19 protein-coding genes are annotated in these 18,704 nt (G+C 71.9%); 11 read left to right on the top strand and 8 right to left on the bottom strand.

The features are described 5' to 3' along the window. Window positions 1–57: 57 nt before the first annotated feature. The 4 genes from O7617_RS19650 to O7617_RS19665 all read right to left on the bottom strand — a co-directional run bounded on the left by O7617_RS19650 (window position 58) and on the right by O7617_RS19665 (window position 4,990). The gene (locus O7617_RS19650; protein WP_282257248.1) at window positions 58–690 is read right to left on the bottom strand and encodes a dihydrofolate reductase family protein; all 633 of its coding nucleotides are present in this window, start codon (window positions 688–690) and stop codon (window positions 58–60) included. A 56-nt stretch (window positions 691–746) separates the two neighbouring features. Then, the gene (locus O7617_RS19655; RefSeq protein ID WP_282257250.1) at window positions 747–1,070 is read right to left on the bottom strand and encodes a hypothetical protein; all 324 of its coding nucleotides are present in this window, start codon (window positions 1,068–1,070) and stop codon (window positions 747–749) included. A gap of 90 nt (window positions 1,071–1,160) precedes the next feature. Continuing rightward, on the bottom strand, window positions 1,161–2,132 hold the full coding sequence (locus O7617_RS19660) for a helix-turn-helix domain-containing protein (RefSeq protein WP_282257252.1): 972 nt from the start codon (window positions 2,130–2,132) through the stop codon (window positions 1,161–1,163). Window positions 2,133–2,146: 14 nt separating this feature from the next. Continuing rightward, window positions 2,147–4,990, bottom strand: a complete 2,844-nt coding sequence (locus O7617_RS19665; protein WP_282257254.1) for a BTAD domain-containing putative transcriptional regulator — start codon at window positions 4,988–4,990, stop codon at window positions 2,147–2,149. Between the two features lie 216 nt (window positions 4,991–5,206). Between O7617_RS19665 and O7617_RS19670 the strand changes: the two genes are divergently transcribed. From O7617_RS19670 to O7617_RS19690, 5 genes are all read left to right on the top strand, one after another. After that, window positions 5,207–6,004 (top strand): hypothetical protein, encoded by a 798-nt coding sequence (locus tag O7617_RS19670; protein ID WP_282257256.1) that lies wholly within the window; start codon window positions 5,207–5,209, stop codon window positions 6,002–6,004. Between the two features lie 89 nt (window positions 6,005–6,093). Continuing rightward, complete coding sequence (locus tag O7617_RS19675; RefSeq protein WP_282264799.1) at window positions 6,094–8,895, top strand: BTAD domain-containing putative transcriptional regulator; 2,802 nt, start codon at window positions 6,094–6,096, stop codon at window positions 8,893–8,895. A gap of 90 nt (window positions 8,896–8,985) precedes the next feature. Then, on the top strand, window positions 8,986–9,705 hold the full coding sequence (locus O7617_RS19680; protein WP_282257258.1) for a hypothetical protein: 720 nt from the start codon (window positions 8,986–8,988) through the stop codon (window positions 9,703–9,705). Between the two features lie 41 nt (window positions 9,706–9,746). Further along, a complete protein-coding gene (locus O7617_RS19685) occupies window positions 9,747–10,631 on the top strand; it encodes a hypothetical protein (RefSeq protein WP_282257260.1) in 885 nt (294 codons plus the stop codon). Between the two features lie 185 nt (window positions 10,632–10,816). Then, window positions 10,817–11,191 carry a YciI family protein gene (locus O7617_RS19690; RefSeq protein WP_282257262.1) on the top strand — a complete coding sequence of 125 codons (375 nt, stop codon included), beginning with the start codon at window positions 10,817–10,819 and terminating at the stop codon, window positions 11,189–11,191. 73 nt (window positions 11,192–11,264) lie between these two features. Here O7617_RS19690 and O7617_RS19695 read toward each other — a convergent pair whose 3' ends face one another. From O7617_RS19695 to O7617_RS19710, 4 genes are all read right to left on the bottom strand, one after another. After that, on the bottom strand, window positions 11,265–12,452 hold the full coding sequence (locus O7617_RS19695; protein WP_282257263.1) for an FAD-dependent oxidoreductase: 1,188 nt from the start codon (window positions 12,450–12,452) through the stop codon (window positions 11,265–11,267). A gap of 82 nt (window positions 12,453–12,534) precedes the next feature. After that, on the bottom strand, window positions 12,535–13,476 hold the full coding sequence (locus O7617_RS19700; RefSeq protein ID WP_282257266.1) for an RNA polymerase sigma-70 factor: 942 nt from the start codon (window positions 13,474–13,476) through the stop codon (window positions 12,535–12,537). 2 nt (window positions 13,477–13,478) lie between these two features. Continuing rightward, window positions 13,479–14,663, bottom strand: a complete 1,185-nt coding sequence (locus O7617_RS19705; RefSeq protein ID WP_282257268.1) for an MFS transporter — start codon at window positions 14,661–14,663, stop codon at window positions 13,479–13,481. Between the two features lie 76 nt (window positions 14,664–14,739). Further along, window positions 14,740–15,219, bottom strand: a complete 480-nt coding sequence (locus tag O7617_RS19710; RefSeq protein WP_282257270.1) for a hypothetical protein — start codon at window positions 15,217–15,219, stop codon at window positions 14,740–14,742. 165 nt (window positions 15,220–15,384) lie between these two features. Between O7617_RS19710 and O7617_RS19715 the strand changes: the two genes are divergently transcribed. The 6 genes from O7617_RS19715 to O7617_RS19740 all read left to right on the top strand — a co-directional run bounded on the left by O7617_RS19715 (window position 15,385) and on the right by O7617_RS19740 (window position 18,703). Beyond that, entirely contained in the window at window positions 15,385–16,404 is a 1,020-nt protein-coding gene (locus O7617_RS19715; RefSeq protein ID WP_282257272.1) for an aldo/keto reductase, read from the top strand. A gap of 85 nt (window positions 16,405–16,489) precedes the next feature. Next, window positions 16,490–16,672 (top strand): hypothetical protein, encoded by a 183-nt coding sequence (locus tag O7617_RS19720; protein ID WP_282257274.1) that lies wholly within the window; start codon window positions 16,490–16,492, stop codon window positions 16,670–16,672. 2 nt (window positions 16,673–16,674) lie between these two features. Further along, window positions 16,675–17,028, top strand: a complete 354-nt coding sequence (locus O7617_RS19725; RefSeq protein ID WP_282257276.1) for a Uma2 family endonuclease — start codon at window positions 16,675–16,677, stop codon at window positions 17,026–17,028. A 14-nt stretch (window positions 17,029–17,042) separates the two neighbouring features. Next, window positions 17,043–17,258: a hypothetical protein gene (locus O7617_RS19730; protein WP_282257278.1), complete on the top strand. Its 216-nt coding sequence runs from the start codon at window positions 17,043–17,045 to the stop codon at window positions 17,256–17,258. 132 nt (window positions 17,259–17,390) lie between these two features. Further along, window positions 17,391–17,660, top strand: coding sequence for a hypothetical protein (locus tag O7617_RS19735; protein WP_282257280.1), 270 nt, complete (start codon window positions 17,391–17,393; stop codon window positions 17,658–17,660). Then, complete coding sequence (locus tag O7617_RS19740) at window positions 17,660–18,703, top strand: hypothetical protein (RefSeq protein ID WP_282257281.1); 1,044 nt, start codon at window positions 17,660–17,662, stop codon at window positions 18,701–18,703. Before O7617_RS19735 ends, O7617_RS19740 begins: the two co-directional genes overlap by 1 nt. Window position 18,704: the final 1 nt, after the last annotated feature.

Genomic DNA, 18,704 nt, shown 5'->3' on the forward strand with positions numbered 1-18,704 from the left:
CCGGGGTGACGTCATTCAGCCGAGTGGATCACGCAGTCGGGTCCGTCCCGTGCGCGGTCAGGCCCCCGTCGGGGGCAGCACGCGGTAGGTCACGTGCTGGACCGTGCTCGCCGACCGTGAGGTCAGTTGTTCGAGGTCCAGCGGCGGGACGCCGTCGAACAACCGCACGCCGCCACCGAGGGTGAACGGCACGATGTGCAGTCGCAGCTCGTCGACCAGCCCCGCGGCGAGGTACTGGTTGATGGTCGTCGCACCTCCGTGAATCGAGATGTCGCCGTCGCCGGCCACCGCCTGCGCCTGCGCGAGCGCCGCCTCGATCCCGTCGGTGACGAAGTGGAATGTGGTGCCGCCCTCCATCGGCTGCGGCTCCCGCGCGTGGTGGGTGAGCACGAAGACCGGCACGTGGAACGGGGGGTTGTCACCCCACCAGCCGTTCCACTGCCGGTCCCACTCGCCCCGCACCGGGCCGAACATGTTGCGGCCCATGATGACCGCCGCGACGGCGTCGATCTGGTCGACCTCGGCCCGGTTCTCCTCGCCCGCGTCGAACATCCAGGCGTGCAGCCGCCCACCCCAGCCGTCGCCGCCATCGTCACCGAACGGACGGTCCTCGCTCTGGTTGAGCCCGGCCGAGTACCCGTCCACCGAGATCGTCTGGTTGACGATCACCTTGCCGGTCCGTCTGGTCACTGCTCGCCCCCTCGTTTCTGCATTGACGAAAACCGCGTCATGTGGAGTTCACCGACTCAGCCTGCGGAGGCGACGACCAACGCGATGCCGACGCCGAGGTCGACGATCGCGCAGAACTGCGCCCACGAACGACTCACCACCAGGTCCACGCGATAGTGGTACACCTCCCAGAGGCCGTGCGCAGGCCGGCCACGCGGTCCACGGCCGGCGGAGCGCGTACGCCATGAGGTAGATGCCCGCCATTGTGGCCACCGTCGGGCCTCGGCGTGCTCGTCGACCAGCGTGATCACGGCGACCACGCGGGCGACGACGGCAAGCGCCACCGCGACGGGCCATCGATCGACAAGGAGCGGCCAGCACCGCGAGGTCTGCCGGGTCATGCCCCGATCCTGGAGTCGGTGGCCGCGCGGGGCGGCGTGCGGAGAGCAGCGGTGTCCGAATAGTGGGGACGCCTGGCCGAGGCCCTGGGATCAGGCCGTGCGCGCTGCCGTCCGGGTCGTCCGGTAGCGGGAGGGCGGCACGCCGTACCGATCGACGAATGCCTGCCGCAGCGACTCCGCCGAGCCGAATCCGCATCGTCGTGCCACGGCACCGAGTGGCAGGTCGGTCGATGTCAGCAGGTGTGCCGCCGCTTCGGTGCGTGCCCGACGCACGTAGCGCCCGGGGGTCTGCCCGAGGTGTTCGGCGAACAGGCGCGACAGGTGACGGTCGCTGACCCCGGTCAGTCGCGCCAGCGCCGTCGTGCCCAGGTCGTCGGCGAGGTGGCTGACGATGTGGTCGCTGACTCGGCGGACCAGGTCGTCGTCGCTGACCCGGCGAGCCAGGAAGATGCTCATCTGGGCCTGCCCGCCGGGCCGTTGCAGGTACGCCACCGTGCCCATCGCCACTCCCCGGGCCAACGCCGGCCCATGGTCCTCCTCGATGAAGGCGAGAGTCAGGTCCAGTGCGCTCGTCACGCCACCCGAGGTCGCGATGTTGCCGTCCCTGATGTAGATCGGCTCGGCGTCGACCCGCACCTCGGGGAACCGGGCCGCCAGTTGGTCGGCGTACATCCAGTGGGTGGTGGCCCGTCGGCCGTTGAGCAGGCCGGCCTCGGCGAGCACCGTCGACCCGGTGCAGACCGACGCGACCCGCTCCGCCAGCCCGGCCAGCCGTCGAACGTGGCCGACCAGGTGTGGGCTCGCCGCCGCGCATTCGTGGCCGCGGCCACCGCTGACCAACAGCGTGTGCACCGGCCCGGTGAACCGTTCCAGGGCCGCCTCACCCGCCAGTCGCAAGCCGGAGTCGCACCTGATTTCCCGCTGACCGGGGGTGGCCAGGACGGCCCGGTAGGGAGGCGTGGCGCCGATCCGGTTGGCGATGTCGAGACTGGACGTGACGCAGGCGATGTCGAGCAGTTCTGCCCCGTCGTAGCCGACGACGAGGAACACCCGTTCCCGCATCCGTACAGCCTAAGCTACCCCTGGGGGGTATTGGTAGCGTCGACGGTGCCGCACAGCTCGCCCCGCGTCCGCGCCGGTACGCCGATCGACGACATCGCCTCCACGTAGCGCCGATACGCCTGGGCGGCCTCGCCGTGCCGGCCCGCCGCCGTCAACGTCCGGACGAACTCGCCGTGCACACCCTCGTCGTAGGGCTCCAGCTCCAGAGCACGGCCGAGGTGGCGGACGGTCTCGTCGACGGCGTATGCCAGCGAGGCCAGCTTGCGGACGACGCGTAGGTAGACCCGCCGTGCCTCCTCGCGGGTCGCGCGGGACCAGTCGTCGTACGGCTCGTCCTCCAGGAAGTCGCCCCGGTAGCGCTGCTCGGCGAGGAGGAGCGTGGCGCGGGCGCTATCGGTCTCACCCTGCTCCGCCAGCCGGAAGCCGTGTGCGGCTTCGGCGAGGAACTCCTCGACATCCAGCTCGACGTGCCCGACGTCGAGCGCCAGACTGGGATGAGCGGCGATGACGAAGTGGTCCGTCGGCGTACGACGCTGGGGGTCGAGGACACCGCGGAGCGTGGACAGGGCCACGGACAGTCGGTGGCCGACCCGGTCCGGGTCCTGGTTGGGCCAGAGCATCTCGCCGAGCTGTTCCCGGGGCACCGCGCGACCGCGTCGGGCAGCGAGGATCCGGAGCAGGTCCCGGGCCTTGCGGGACTGCCAGGCGGTGGCCGGCACGTGCGCGCCGTCCACGAACACCTCGAAACGGCCGAGGGTGCGGACGGTGACCTGTGCGACGCCGCACGGACCCTGCCGGCTGAGCGTCGGTGGCGGTACGCCGGCGGCGGTCAGCCGTTCGGCGGCGAGTCGCGCGTTGACGCGTTCCTGGGGATCCGCGCCGGGCAGCCGGCTGAGCAGCACCGCGAGTCGGTCCGCGGCCACCGCGGACCTGATGTCGTGCAGGGTGGCCTCCGCTTCCCGCCAGGCCTGCCGGGTGTCGTCGGGGTCGACGGCGGCAGCCCCGCGAAGCTCCAACGCCTCGGCGAGCGCCGCCCGGTCACGATGCAGCCGGGCGGCGGTGGACGCCGTCCGCGCCACCTCGGCGGCCCGTTCGTGGTCGCCGGTCTCCAGCGCCACCCAGCCGAGCGCGAGCCGGGCGGTCGCCGAGTCCGGGCCACGTTCCAGTTCGACGGCGCGTCGTGCCAGGGCGTACGCCGTGACGCCGTCCTCGGTGGCCAGCACCCGGGCCAGTCCGGCGAGGGCCGGCACCTGGATCTGGTGGTCGTTGACGGGTTCGCTCGCACGCAGCGCCTCCTCGTACGCCGCGCGAGCCAGGTTGGCCCGGCCCCGCAGCGCGTGCACGTCACCGATCCCCACCAGGGGGTACGCGACCTTCCGGGAACCCATGCGCTGAAGGAGCGGTACGGCCCGTTCGTAGCAGGCGGCGGCCTCCGCGAGTCGACCCAGGTGGAAGTAGGCCGAGCCCTCGTTGCAGAGCGCCAGCGCGAGCATCGCGGCGTGCCCGTTGGCCTGGGCCGACTCCACCGCCGGTCGCACCTCGGCCAGCGCTTCCAGGTACCGACCCTCGCCGACCAGCGCGGACGCGCGGTTGGCGCGGATGCGAGTCACCTGGACGGTGTCGCCGGCCGCCTCGGCGGCTCGCAGCGCCTTCTCGTGGTGCTCGTCGGCCGCCGATCGATCACCGCGCAGCTTGGCGTCGAGAGCGAGCGCGGTGTGCGCGGCGGCGAGTGCGGCGTCGCCGCCGACGGCTGTCGCCGCCGCGAGGGCGCGTGCGGCGTTGTTCCGGCACGCCTCGGCGTCCCCGGTCGTCCACTGCGCCGAGGCGGTCCAGGCGAGCAGTCGGGCGTTGTCGGTGGACGGGTGCGGGTCGAGCACGCCGCGCTGGAAGACCTCCAGCGCGGCCTGCGGTTCGCCACGCAGGTAGTGCACGAGGCCGTACTGCCAGGCCAGCCCGGCCGGCAGGACCTCCCGGTGATCGTCCAGTGCGGCGTACACGGCGATCGCGGCGTCGAAGTCGCCGCGCATCTGAAGCGCCTCGCCGTAGAGCAGCCGCAGCCCGTCGGACCGGGCGTGCTCGGGGAGGGCCTGGTAGGCGTCGACAACGGCCTCGGCGCCGCCCGACGCGATCAGCTCCGCGCCGTGGCCGGCGAGGATCGGCGCCGCCGCCTCGGCGGCACCTGATGTGCGGTACGACCGAAGGGCCGGGACGAGGTACCCGTGCTCGGCGTACCAGGTCGCGGCTCTCGTGTGCAGGCACTCCGCCGCCGCCGGGTCCAGCGGGAGATGGCGGCGGGCGACGGTGGCGACGACCGGCACCATCCGGTACGTGTGCCCGACCTCGGTCGCCGGGACGAGAATACCGGCGCGAGCCAGTTGGTCGAGCCGACGAACCCCGTGCCGGTGCCCGAGGACGTCGGCCAGATCGGGGTGGACCAGGTCGAGGTGCGCCGCGTCCCGCAGCAGTGGGTGGACCTCGGGCGGCAGCTCCGCGAACACCTCTCGCATCAGATAGGACTCCAGAGGGGTTCCCGGCTCGGCCGGGTCGTTCCAGCTCCGGCCGAGGGCAGCAGCCGTTCGGGCGGCGAGGGTGACCAGCGCCGGCCAGCCACCGGTCGCGGTGTGGATCCGGGCCGCGAGCGTCGGGTCGGTCAGGTCGTGGTCGGCGGCGAGTACGGACGCCACCTGGTCGGGGGAGAGCCGGAGATCCGTCGTCAGAGCGGCCACGTCCGGGCCGTCGCTCCACCGCACCGAACGGCCGCCCAGCCGGCCCCGCACGGCGACGGTCTCGCCGTACCCGGCTGCGGCGACGACGACGGCGTACCGCCGGCTCCATTCGCGATCCGTCGTGGCGTCCATCCGAGACCTTCCAGTCGACGCTGGTCCATGTCTCATTGGGCGCCGTCCGGGCGGCCACGCGTACTCCAGCGTCGCCGTTACGACACCGAAACCCGGCGTCTTTGACGCCACCTTGACGAGGCTCTGAACCTCGCCTCGAAGGATGTCCCGGCAAGGACCGTAGACGCGCGAACCGTCCGGGTCGGCGTCTCGCAATCGATCGGATGAGGAGTGGTCATGGCACGGAAGCTGTCGGGACGGGTGCTGCTCGCACTGCTGGTCGTCCTGCCGACGCTGGCCGCGTGGGATGCCGCGCCGGCCGGCGCCGCCGGTGGGTCGTCGACCCCAGCGGTGTACGACGACGAGCCGGTGGACCGTGAGGTCGAGGTGGCGCGGCTGGGCTACCGCAACGGTGTGCGGTTGGTGTTCTCCCGCGACGAGGGGTCCGGCGACTGGGGCCTGCGGCAGGACGGGGAGATGGGCCGCAACGCGCCCCTGGCGTACGACGACACGCAGAGCATGTTGCAGACGTACCTGACCCTCACGCCGCGGTCCGTGGCGGTGCCGCGGGTGCTGCTGTCGGAGCCGCCGGCCGGTGCGCCGACCCCACCGGAGCTGGCGTACCGGAGCATCGTGGCGTCCCCGGTCGTCGCCGACGACCTCGCCGTGCCGACGTCGAGCGGTATGTCCACAGCGGCGACGATGACCTGCTGGGACCTGTACTGGAACTCGTACAACTGGGCCGAGCTGCCGGGATACCCGAATCCGTCGACGGTGTGGCACCCGGCCAGGACGTACTACGCGTCCGACTTCGGCGGGATGAAGATGTACTCCTACAGCTACCTCGCCAACTGCGGCGGGTACGCCCGGCACCGGATCTACTACAAGTCGTTCGGTGAGTACTACAAGCACCACGACTACGAGGTGGCGTACGCCCACTGGCAGGCGGTCAAGAAGGGTTCGGTGCACCGTTACCGCAAGGTGCACTACGACGGGACCTGGGGGGACACCCGCAACGGCAAGTACACCGGTTGACGGAGCAGGTCAGCCGTCGATCGTGTCCAGTGCGCGACGAACAGATCGAGCGGCCCGGGCTCCGGAACTAGCCTGATCCGGTGATCTCGATGGCTGGCACGGGCGTACGGGTCCGGCTGCTCGGGCCGGTGGAGGTGGTCGTCGCCGACGGTCCGCAGGCGGTCAACGGCCTACGCCGCAGGGCGGTGCTCGCCACGTTGGCGCTGCAGCCGGGCCGGGTGGTGAGCGTCGACCGCCTCCTCGACGTGGTCTGGGGTGACGACCTGCCGGCCACCGCGGCGAACACGTTGCAGCGCCACGTCTCCTACCTGCGCGGGGTGCTCGGCGAGCCTGGATCGATAGTGGCACGCCAGCCCGGTTACGTTCTCGACACCGGGCCGGGGTCCACCGACGTCCAGGCCGCCGAGCGTCTCCTCGACCTGGCCCGCCGGACGACGGACCGCAACGAGCAGGTGCGGCATCTGACGGATGCGGTGGCGCTCTGGCGCGGCCCGCCGCTGGCCGACGTAACCGGGTCACCGTGGCTCGAGGAGCAGGCCGAACACCTCGTACGCCTGCGGTTGGAGGCCGAACGAGCGCTCGCCGAGGCCCGGCTGTCCGTCGGTGAGCACGCCCGGCTCGTCCCCGGGTTGGAGCGGCTCGTCCGGGAGCACCCGTTCGACGAGCACCTGCACGCGCAGCTGATGCTCGCCCTCTACCGCGACGGCCGCCAGGGCGAGGCGGTCGCCACGTACCGGCGACTGCGCGACGCGCTGCGGGAGAACCTCGGCATCGACCCGAGCCTGCGGCTGCGGGACCTGGAGTGCGCCATCCTGCGTCAGGACGCCGCGATCGCCGCTCCCGCCCCGGCGGTGGCGGCGCAGGAGCCGGTGGCGGCCCAACTGCCTCCTTCCGTGCCGACGTTCACCGGGCGCGACGCAGAGCTGGCCGCCCTCGACGCGCTCGTCGACCGGGGCGGCGCCGTCGTGATCTCCGGAACGGCGGGCGTGGGCAAGACCGCGCTCGCCGTGCACTGGGCGCACCGGGCCGCCGAGCGTTTTCCGGACGGGCAGCTCTACGTGAACCTGCGCGGCTTCGACCCGGGAGCCGCACCGACCGAACCGGCGCGGGCCCTGCACGGATTCCTGGAGGCGCTCGGTGTTCCGGCGGCCCGGATGCCGAGCGACCCGGACGCGATGGTCAGCCTGTACCGCACGATGGTGGCGGGCCGGCGTCTGCTGGTCGTGCTGGACAACGCCCGCGACGCGGAACAGGTCCGGCCGCTGCTGCCCGGCTCACCCGACTGCCTCGCGATCGTCACCAGCCGCGACCAACTCGTCCCGCTCGTCGTCACCGAGAGCGCCCAACCGGTGCCCCTCGGCCTGCTGAGCCCCGGTGAGGCCCGCGACCTGCTGGTCCGTCGACTCGGGAAGCGCCAGGTCGCCGCCGAGCCCGGCGCGGCCGACGAGATCGCCGACCGGTGCGCCGGGCTGCCCATCGCGCTGGCCGTCGTCGCGGCCAGGGCCGCCACCAACCGGCACTTCTCGTTGGCGGCCGTCGCCGGCGAGCTGAGCGACCTGGACGCCGTCGCCGGCGAGCTGAGCGACCTGGACGCCTTCCACGGGGGAGACGAGGCCACCGATGTCCGGGCCGTCTTCTCCTGGTCGTGCCGGACGCTCAGCCCACCGGCGGCCCGGCTGTTCCGGCTGTTGAGCCTGCATCCAGGGCCGGACGTCTCCGCTCCGGCGGTGGCCAGCCTGGCCGGCATCACCCCGCAGGCGAGTGGTCCGGTGCTCACCGAGCTGACCCGCGCGAATCTCTTCACCGAGCACACCTACGGGCGGTACGCGTTCCACGACCTGCTGCGCGCGTACGCCGCCGGCCTCGCCGACGAGGCCGAACCACCGGCCGAACGGGAGGCCGCCGTCCACCGGCTGCTCGACCACTGCCTGCACACCGCTCACGCCGCCGACCTCGTGCTGCACCCCCACTTCAGCGAGATCAGCCTCGCCCCGTCGAGGGCGGGCGTGACGGCGGAACGTCCGCGGAGCAAGGCGGCTGCCACGGCGTGGTTCACCGCCGAACTCCCGGTCCTGCTCGCCGCCGTTCCGCTCGCCGCGCGGTCCGGGTTCGAGGGGCACGCCTGGCGGCTCGCCTGGGCCATGGCCGGCTTCCTGCACCGGCAGGGGCACTGGCAGGACTGGCTCGGCACCCAGCGGATCGCCCTCGCCGCCGCGTCCCGCATCGGGGACCAGGCCGGGCAGGGCCACGCGCACCGCAGCCTCGGTCTCGCCTGCTCCCGGCTCCGCCGCCACGACGAGGCCGACGACCACCTGCGGCGCGCGTTCGACCTGTTCACCGCCATCGGCGACGACGCCGGGCGGGCACACACCTGCCTGAATCTCGGTCAGCTGGCCGAGCGCCAGGGGCGGTACCAGCAGGCGCTCAGCCACTCCCGGCGGGCGCTGGCCCTGTTCCGGGGCATCGAGAACCGGGCCGGGCAGGGGTACACCCTCAACGCGGTCGGTTGGCAGGAGGCGCTGCTCGGCAACTACCAGCGTGCCCTGGAGTCGTGCGGCGCGGCGCTGGGGATGTTGCGGGAGGTGGACGACGTCCAGGGGCAGGCCGACACCTGGGACAGCCTCGGCCACGCCCATCACCAGCTCGGGGACGACCGGCGGGCGATCGCCTGCTACGAGCAGGCCCTCGACCTCTTCGCGCAGGTCCGGGACCGGTACGCCGAGGCCGGCACGTACGCCAATCTCGGCCGCAGCCACCGGGCGCTCTCCGACGTCGACGCCGCCCGCGCGGCGTGGCTTCGGGCCCTGACCATCCTCGACGACCTCGGCGACGCCGACGCCGAGGCGATCCGCGTCGAACTCGACCAGCTCGACGCCGCCCGACTCCACTGACGCTCCCGCTTTCAGCGGGCTTTCCGGGCCGTTTCAGCGCGGCCCGGCACTCTTCGGACACCAGTTTCCTCCTCAGGAATGGAGTGTTCGATGAGTCGCTTGGCACACCGCCTCGCGGTGATCGGGGTGGTCAGCGGGACGGTGCTGGCCATGTCCTCCGCTGCCGTGGCCCAGACCGGAAGGCCGCCGCACAAGGGCACCGACTGTGTGGTCCAGTACGTCGACGAACGCGGTGGGGTCGACCGCACCGAGACCGAACCCGAAGGCCGGGCGCACGGCGCGTTCCGCTGCCTGGGCGGGCGGTGGACGTTCGCCTGGGACCCGTTCGGGCCGGACGACATGATCACGGCCGCCGAGATCCAGATCGACCCGTCCGGTGCCGTGTCGGTCCGACGGATCACCGGTCCCGCACTCGGCAACGACCTCACGCTGGGCGAGATCGCCGGCATCGTCCGAGCCGTCAGCGGCAGCCGGGAGGCGCTGATCGACCGCGCGGTCGTGGCCGTCGACGACGGCAAGGAACGGACCCCGGAGCAGGTCGCGGCGTTGTTGGCCGGCAAGGACGACACCGGTGTACGGGTGCTGGGCACCCTCGACAAGCCGGATCCCGCCATGTCGACGAAGGACGTGGTCGACGAGGTCGGCGGCACACCGGAGACGACGGTCGTCTACTTCAGCCTCTGGGGCGCCATCAAGTCGGTGTTCGCCTGGATCGTCGACACGATCAGTGACATCGGCGAGTGGATCGACGACCACTGCGAGTGGGGCTCCCCGAACACCTTCGGCGACCTGGTCACGTGTCGCTGGTAGCCCGGCCGACAGCGACCACCGAGACAGTGGAATGAGGACCGATGACGACTCTGCGGACCATCACCAGGCGTACCACCATCGTCGCGACCGTCCTGATCGTCGGACTGACCGCTTCGTACGCACCGTCGCACGCGGCCGAGGACGAGGCCCGGACGACTGTCACCGACCACCCCGGTGCTCCGGCGACGATGCTTCGGCAGATCGAGGACCTGACCGGCCGACCCGTCGGCGACCTGGACAGGGTGCTGGCCGTCGACACCGGCGGCCGGACCCTCACCGGCGATCAACTCGAAGCGCTCGTCGCCGGTGGGGAGGTCGACGGCGTCAAGGTCGTCGGCACGATGCCGGGCGGCCGGGACGTCCTCGGCACGACGATGGCCGACCTCGCCGACGGCACGTTCGACGGCACCGGCGGCAGCGGGACGGCGACGTCGCTGATCTTCGCCTCGTCGGTGCCCGGCGGTCGGGACTGGTGCCTGACCATGTGCGTCGCCAGCGGCAAGTCCGTCTGGGAATGTCTCCTGGCGAGCCGAGGAGGCGAACGGACCTTCACCCTCGACCTGCTCGGCGAGACCACAGTGGGTGGCACGAAGGCGGCCTTCGAGAAGATCAACGGCGTGCCGGTCGACGGCCCGTCCACCGTGGAGACCCTGACCGGTGACGGTGAGCCCTCGGCGGACGAGATCCAGACCCTCCTCGACGGCGGGGACATCCCGTCGCTGCGCCGGGTGGCGACGCTGGACGCGCCGGACCCGGGGTGGGCGTTGGCCGACATCGCCGATAAGTCCGGCGTGCCGTACGCGAAGACGAAGGCCCACATCTTCACCTTCACCCTTCCCTTCCTCGGGAAGTTCCTCGCGGTCTGCATCTCGCAGGACGACGGGAAGACCTGGAAGTGCTCCGCCCGCCAGTGGGGCGGGTTCTAGCATCAGCCCCGCTGAACCGTCCGGGCCCCGCCGTGCCGGGTCCGGACGGTGTCGGGTCGGCGCCACCCGGGAAAGGCAGATCCGGGTAAGAATTCTTCCCGCACACCGTCGAATCCGCGACGAGCCGTTCGTAGCTCAGACGGAAGGCGGCCGGAGGGTGGTCGCCGGGACAAGGGAGTCATGCGATGGCGCGGTATCTGATCTCGTTCAACGACGGCGCGATGGACCACATCCCCGCCGAGGACTTCCCCGACGTGGGCAAGGCGGCGCACTCGGTGACCCAGGAGGCCATGAACGCCGGCGTGTGGGTGTACGGCGGTGGCCTCGAACGGCAGCAGGCGAGCATCGTGGCCACCGACGGGACGGTCACCGACGGCCTCTTCCCGGAGACCAAGGAGGTCATCGGCGGTCTGACCGTCGTCGACGTGGCCACCCGTGAGGAGGCCCTGGAGTGGGCTGCCAAGATGGCAGCCGCGTGCCGGTGCCCACAGGAGGTCCGCGAGATCATGGCGGACCCCGAGCTCGACGTGATGCTCAGCGAGGCGGCCGGCCGGGGCTGACGGCACCGGCACCGTCCGGGCGGGCCGGTGTCTCGGGGGGACCCCGGCCCGCCCCACCCGACCGGACGGCGGGTCACGACCTGGCGGTGACGCTCTCCGACCGGTTCGCGGTGATGCGGTGGCGGCGCACCGGGTACGGCATCGGGTGGGAGATGCTCCAGGCCCCGCCCTTGCAGGCGAGCTCCTTGTAGCGGGCCGCCAGCTTCCCCGTGAGGAGGGACGGCTTGGCCCGGTCGTCGGCGGTCACGTACTGGATGATGCCGTCGCGGCGGCCGAGGCTGATGCACTGGTTGAAGTACCGCAGCGGTGCCTTCGGGAACGTCGACCGGCCGGTCAGCCGGGCGGCGATGGCGTCGGCGGCCTGCCACGCCATCGGGATTCCCGAGGCGCAGGCCATCCGCAGCGGCTTGCCGCCCGGTCCGGCGGCGAGACCGGCGTCGCCGACCGCGTACACGTCGGGGTGCGAGACCGACCGCATCGTGTCGTCGACGACGATCTGCCCGGTCGCCGCGACCGTCAGGGTCGTGGCGGCGGCGATCGGGTGGACGGCGAAGCCGGTCGTCCACACCGTCACCTCGGCCGGGATCACCCGGCCGTCGCCGGTGACCACGCCGGTCGCGTCGACCCGGGCGATGTCGGCGTGCTCGTGCACGGTGATGCCGAGCCGGTCGCAGACGCCGCGCAGGTGCCGCCGGGCCCTGTCGTTGAGCCAGTCGCCGAGACCGCCCCGGGTCGCGAGCGCGACGTCGAGGTCCGGCCGGGCCTCGGCGATCTCGGTGACCGCTTCGAGGCCGGTGAGGCCTCCGCCGACGACGAGCACGGTCCCGCCGGCCGCGAGGTGGGCGAGGCGGTCACGCAACCGCAACGCCGCAGGCCTGCCCGCGATGTCGTACGCGTGCTCCGCGACGCCGGGGACGCCGTGGTCGGCGGCGGTGCTGCCCAGTGCGTAGACGAGCGTGTCGTACGCGATCTCGCCGGTGCCGTGCTCGTCGGCCAGCGCGACGGTCCGGCTGTCGACGTCGACGGCGGTGACCCGCGCCTGTCGGAGCGTGACGCCGGTGCCGGCGTACACGTCGCGGAGCGGGCGGTGGTCGAGGTCCTGTCCGGTGGCGAGCTGGTGCATGCGTACCCGCTCGACGAAGTCGGCGTCGGCGTTGACGACCGTGATCTCGGTGTCGTCGGGGTGCAGTCGCCTGGCGAGGCGTCCCGCGGCGATGGCTCCGGTGTAGCCGGCTCCGAGGACGACGATGCGGTGTCTCATGGTGGCGCTCCTGTCTCGGCGATGGTCGCTTCCTGAACCGGGCAGCGACGCGTTTCCTGACAGGAGTCGGCTATGAGCTGGGTCACCAGACGCGGAAGAGGGCCTCCCCGTGTGCGGTCGCGGACCACTGACGACTCGCGCGGGCCAGCTTGTCGGGGTTGACCTGGTTGTGGATGGCCGCGACGCCGTCGGGCGTCACGTCCAGGGACATCACGCCGATCACCCGGTCGTCGATCACCACCACCACGGCCGGAGCGCCGTTCGCGGCGGCGACGTGCACGGCGGGGCTGCCTCCGACCAGGTCCCGCTTCACGTCTGCGGGTTTGAACAGGCCGCGCAGGAACTTCGCCACCGCCATCGCGCCGGTGATCGAGGCGCGGGCCGGGATCTTGCCGCCGCCGTCGGCGGTGCTCCGCACGTCGTCGGTCAGCAGCTCGACCAGCCGGTGGATCTCGCCGTTGTTGGCCGCCGTGAGGAACTCCGCGATGATCTTCTGGGCGGTGGCGCGGTCGACCTCCGCGCGGGCCCGCTCCGCGGCGACGTGCTGTTTGGCCCGTCGGTAGGTCTGCTGGCAGTTCGACTCGGTGCGGCCGAGGATCTCGGCGATCTCGGCGTGCGCGTAGCCGAAGGCCTCGCGCAGCACGTACACCGCGCGCTCGTTGGGGGAGAGCCGCTCCAGCAGGGTGAGCACCGCCATCGAGACCGACTCGCGCTGCTCGGCGGTGTCGAGCGGGCCGAGCATCCGGTCGCCGGCGAGGACCGGTTCGGGCAGCCAGCTGCCCACGTACGTCTCCCGCCTGGCCCGCGCCGAGGTGAGCTGGTTGAGGCACACGTTGGTGAGCACCTTCGTCAGCCACGCCTCGGGCGTCTCGACGTGCCCCCGGTCGGCGGCCTGCCAGCGCAGGAACGTGTCCTGCACGGCGTCCTCGGCGTCGCTCGCCGAGCCCAGCAGTCGATAGGCGATCGCCTCCAGGCGAGCCCGGGAGCGCTCGAACAGCTCGACCTGGTCCGGACTCAGCGGCATGGCTAGACAGTATCCAGCGACGCCGAGCGCCGGTCCCTCAGCACCGACGCCGGCTTCGTCGCGGTTGCCGCCGTCAGACAGATCACCGTTGCGGCGACCAGCGGCGGGCGGGCACCGAGGTGCACGGCCGCCGAGCCGAGGGGGATCGCGGCGACGAGGGGCCCGAACATCGCGGTGTTCGCCGTCGCGGAGACCCGGCCCAGCAGAGCCGGTGGCGTGTGCGTCTGCACGGCGGTCACCGCCGCGACCAGCGTCCACGGCAGGCCCACTCCGGCGACCGCCGCACCCGCGAGGGTGGCCGGCCACCACGGCAGGCAGCGGGCCAGACAACCGACGGCGAACAGCGCCGTCCCGGCGACGCCGACGGCGACGGGACCGAGCCGGCTGATGATCCGGCCGACGAACAGCCCACCGACGATGGAACCGGCTCCCTGCGCGCTGGCCAGCACTCCCAGGAACGTCGATGGAAGGCGCAGTTCCGTGACGACCATCGCGTAGACCGCCGCGGTCGTGAAGCCGGACATGGCGATCGACACGGCCGCGAGCACGACCGGCAGACGCGTCGCGCGCTCTCCGAACAGGGCCACCAGTCCGGTACGCGGACCGCCACCGTGGCGCGCGGGCCGGTCGGGAGGTGTCCGGCGCAGGCGGAGCACCGCGTACAGGAGGGCGACCAGGACGGGCATGACCGCGCTGAGGACGACGACGGCGTGACCGCCGCGCCAGGCGTAGAGGCCGGCGCCGACCAGGGGAGCGACGAGCTTCATGCCCTCCTGCGCGCTGGACCGCCACCCGTTGACGCCGCCGAGTTCCGTCGGCGACAGCGCGGACGGCAGCAGCGCCGTCTCACCCGCGTCGATCAGCACGTAGCTGATGCCGTACGCGCACGAGACGGCGAAGATCAGCCAGGTCTGGTCCGGCCCCCGTACGGTGAGGAGCGCCAGCAGCGCGGCCGCCAGCAGCAGGTTGACGGCGATGACCAGGGGCCGCCGGGGCACCCGGTCGAGCAGGCCGCCCAGCCACGGGCCGGCCAGCACCGGGGCGTACACGCAGAGCCCGGCGAGGGCCGCGAGGCTCGTCGAGCCGGTCAGGTCGAGGATCCAGACGCCGGCCACCAGGGACATGGCGCTGCTGCCGAAGCCGGACAGCAGCGAGATCCCCACGAACAGTCCGGCGTTGCGCCGCATCGGGCCTCCAGGATTGAGTCGAGACGACTCACATCCTGATTCTTGAGCCGGGCAGGGGCAATGCCATTTGGCGACGTCAAGCTTCTGTTGACAGGGCTGTGTCGATCTTCGTTGCGGCGGTGCGAACGGGTGGTGGCAGCGAGGCGCCCGCCTCGGCGAGATCCGTGGTGAGGTGTACAGCCAACGCGTACAGCGAGCCGGGAGTGGCGTCCAGGGCGACCTCCGCGGTGCGCCGGACGAGCGCCGCTCGACAGAACCGGGTGTCCCAGCGTCGGTCTGCGGCGATCCACCGCCCGAGGTCGGCCACGGCGTCACGCAGCGCCACGATCTGCGGCGAGACGTCGAGGTCGTGCCGCTGCCGTCGGGACCGCCGCGCGGTCACCAGGCGCTGGCGACGCTGCTCGGCGGCCTGCCGACTGCCGAGGCCCAGGGCGGTGGCGATCTGCGCCCACGTCGCGCCCCCGTGGCGCGCCCGGTCGATGAGGTCCAACTCCTCCTCGTCCAGCCGCGCACGGGTGATCCGGACGTCCGCCAGGCGGGCCAGCTCCGATGACACGCGTCAACGTTACATTGACACGGTGGGTCCTGTGGCGGGCGTGCGCCGAGGTCTCCGCCGCCGTGCTGCTACCTCCGTCACACCGGTTGGCAACCGGAACAGCGTTCCGTATGGTGGTTAGCGGAACATCGTTCCACTTGATCGCTCACCCGATGGAGGAAAGACATGCAGTACCGCACCTTGGGTCGCACCGGCGTCCAGGTCAGCACCCTTTCGCTGGGCGCGATGAACTTCGGCAAGCTGGGACGTACCACCCAGGAGGACGCGACGGCGATCGTCGACGCCGCCCTCGATGCCGGAATCAACCTGATCGACACCGCCGACATGTACAGCCAGGGCGAGTCGGAGGAGATGGTGGGCAGGGCCATCGCCGGTCGTCGCGACGACATCGTGCTGGCCACGAAGGCCGGTATGCCGATGGGCGACGAGCGCAACCACCGCGGCGGCTCGCGCCGCTGGCTGATCACCGAGCTGGACGACAGCCTGCGCCGCCTCGGGGTCGACCACGTCGATCTCTACCAGGTCCACCGGTGGGACCCGACCACCAGCGACGAGGAGACCCTGTCGGCGCTGACCGATCTGCAACGGGCCGGGAAGATCCGCTACTTCGGGGCGTCGACCTTCCCCGCGTATCGGCTCGTGCAGGCCGAGTGGGCCGCGCGGGAGCACCACCTGAGCCGGTACGTCACGGAGCAGCCCAGCTACTCGATCCTGCAACGCGGCATCGAGGCCCACGTCCTGCCCGTGACCGAGCAGTACGGGCTCGGCGTGCTCGCCTGGAGCCCTCTCGCCTCGGGCTGGCTCTCGGGCGCGATCCGCGCCGGCCGGGAGATCACCACCAGTCGCTCGGCGATCCTGCCCCAGCGCTTCGACCTGACCATCCCCGCGAACCAGGCCCGGCTCGACGCCGTCGAGCGGTTGGCCACGGTCGCCGACGAGGCCGGGCTCACCATGATCCAGCTCGCCCTCGGATTCGTCACCGCGCACCCCGCCGTGACCAGCGCGATCATCGGCCCGCGCACCATCGAGCACCTGCGCTCCCAGCTCGCCGCCGCCGACACCGTGCTCTCCGCCGACGTGCTCGACGCGATCGACGCGATCGTGGCGCCCGGCGTCGACCTCGCCGCACACGAGAAGTTCGACGCTCCGCCGGCCCTGCTCGACGCGGCACTCCGACGTCGCTGATGCACCGGGTGTTGCGTCGGCCGACACCCGCCCCGCGCCCATCGGGTGCGCTGATCAGGGCCGGAGGTCGCCTAGGATGAGGTCTATGGGCGCGGAGGCTGTCGGCATGCACATGCCCGCTGTCGTGACGCTCGACGACGTGGCGGCGATGAACGCTGCCGATTCGAATGGTCACCGCTACGAGAGCAGCCCCGAGGGGGTTCTGTCGGTCATGCCTCCGCCCGATTCGGAACACGCCATGATCGCCAGTCGCCTCTTCGCCTGGTGATCATGGCCGGATGGCCCGCCGAGCAGGTGCTCCAGGCCGCCGGCGTCCGCATCTCCGGCCCGGACGGTGACGGCGGCCGCATTTCCGACCTCAGCGTGTGGCGTAAGCCGCCGGTCCGCAGTGTCTGGGCGGCGGTCGCCGACGTCGCGCTCGTCGTGGAGATCGTCTCGCCCGGCTCCGAGGCGATGGACTCGGTGACCAAGGTCCGCGAGTACGCGTCGGCGGGGATCCCGCAGTACCGGGTCGTCGATCGGGACAGCGCGCAGACCGTCACCGGGTGCCGAATAGTCCCGTCAGTGGCCTTGTCACAAACCGGACAAGACGGTAAAGCCCCTGGTGGAGCACCCTTGGGGTAGGTGGAGGTGGACGGGTGGCGGGCCACATCCCGATCCTCCGGCCCGTTGGGGACAGCATCGTCCGCACCGGTGCCGCCCTCACCCAGCCCGGCCGCGACGCCGCGGCGGTCACGGCACAGTTGCCGTGCCGTTCGCGCGTACGACAGGCCGTGGCTGCCACTGACACCCCTGCGGGCGCCCGCAGCGGTGCCTCCGCCCACCGGGACAAGGACGTCAGCACCCGCCGGTAGTCAGGCGACGCCTCCCACCGGTCGTGCCTGCCGTCCCCGTGCCCCGCCGGCCTTTCGCACTGTGGACCCTCGCCGGTCCGGTGTCGCTCGACCGCGCGCCGGCCCGGACGACCGAGCCAGAAAGGGCCCGACATGGCCGCTCCCACCGTTACCGCAGCCCTGAACGCCACCGTCTTCGCGCCGGGCGACCAGATGCTGCTGACCGTCACCTACTCGGACGCCGACACCAAGCCACTGACCGTCACCATCGTGGTCACCGACGCGCAGGGCAACAGCAGCGCGCCGGTCAAGGTCACCGCCGTCATCGACCCGCTCACCGTGACCGTGACCGACAACTCGGGGCGTACCTGGACCCGAGTGTCCGACAACGGCTCGGTGGCCGTCTACCGGGCGGTGGCGTGATGCCCCGGGTCACCGTCCAGGTCCGCGACGCCGGCGGGAACACCGCGACGGCCGGCGTCGACTACAGCCTGGTCCCACAACAACCCGTACTCGGGGGCTACTACCTGTCCGGGGGCGCGGACCCCACCGCTGACATGACCGGCGGCAACTTCCGGTCGCTCACCCAGTACCGCAGCTTCGCCGACGGCTTCACCTTCCCCGGCTACAACCGGCCCTGGCTGGTCAACCTGGGCAAGGCCGGTGTGCAGATGAACATGGTCCTGGAGTTGAAGCACTACGGCGCGCCCAACCAGGGGCCGCAGAGCTTCACTGTGGACGGCGTCAGCTACACCGTTCCGGCGCCGTCGATGACCATCCAGCAGCGACCCGGCACGACCTTCCCGAGAGCGTACGGCTACGGACAGGTGCTCAAGGGCCAGTGCGACGGGTTGTTCGCCCGTGCCCTGTCGCAGTACCGGACGCTCGGCTTCGGGGTGAACATCCAGCTCGCCTCGGAGTTGGACACCGACCACGAGTTCGGCACCACCGAGGACGGCAAGGCGTACACCTGGGCCGAGTCGGACGCCCGGGCGGTGCAGGCGGTCAACTACATCATCACCTGGTTCAAGGCACGGTCCCTGCCCGCCAACACCACGTTCTCGGTCGGGCTGGGCGGCTTCGACCGGGCCTGCTTCCAGCGCACCCACCCCGAGTCGCTGATGGCCCGCCTCGACTTCCTGCAGTGGAACGCGTACGGCACCGACGCCAGCCACACCGCGCTGGCCCGGTTCCGCCGTACCAAGGACTGGGCGGTGGCCGATCTCGGCCCGGTGGCGCTGTCCCGGCCCGTGATCATCGCGGAGTGGGGGGTGCGGGTGGCCGAGATCCCCGACCAGGCCGCCTGGATCGCCACCGTGCCGGCGGCGATCGCCCAGCTCAACGCCGAGCGGGGGCCACGGATCGTGCGCACCAACTACTTCAACTCGGGGTGGGGCACGCTGACCCCGAAGGCGACCGGGTTGGCCGCGCTGCGCGAGGCGTACGCCAAGCGACCGTACGTCTGAC

The organism is Micromonospora sp. WMMD1155 (assembly GCF_029581275.1).
In the GTDB taxonomy this organism is placed as follows: domain Bacteria; phylum Actinomycetota; class Actinomycetes; order Mycobacteriales; family Micromonosporaceae; genus Micromonospora.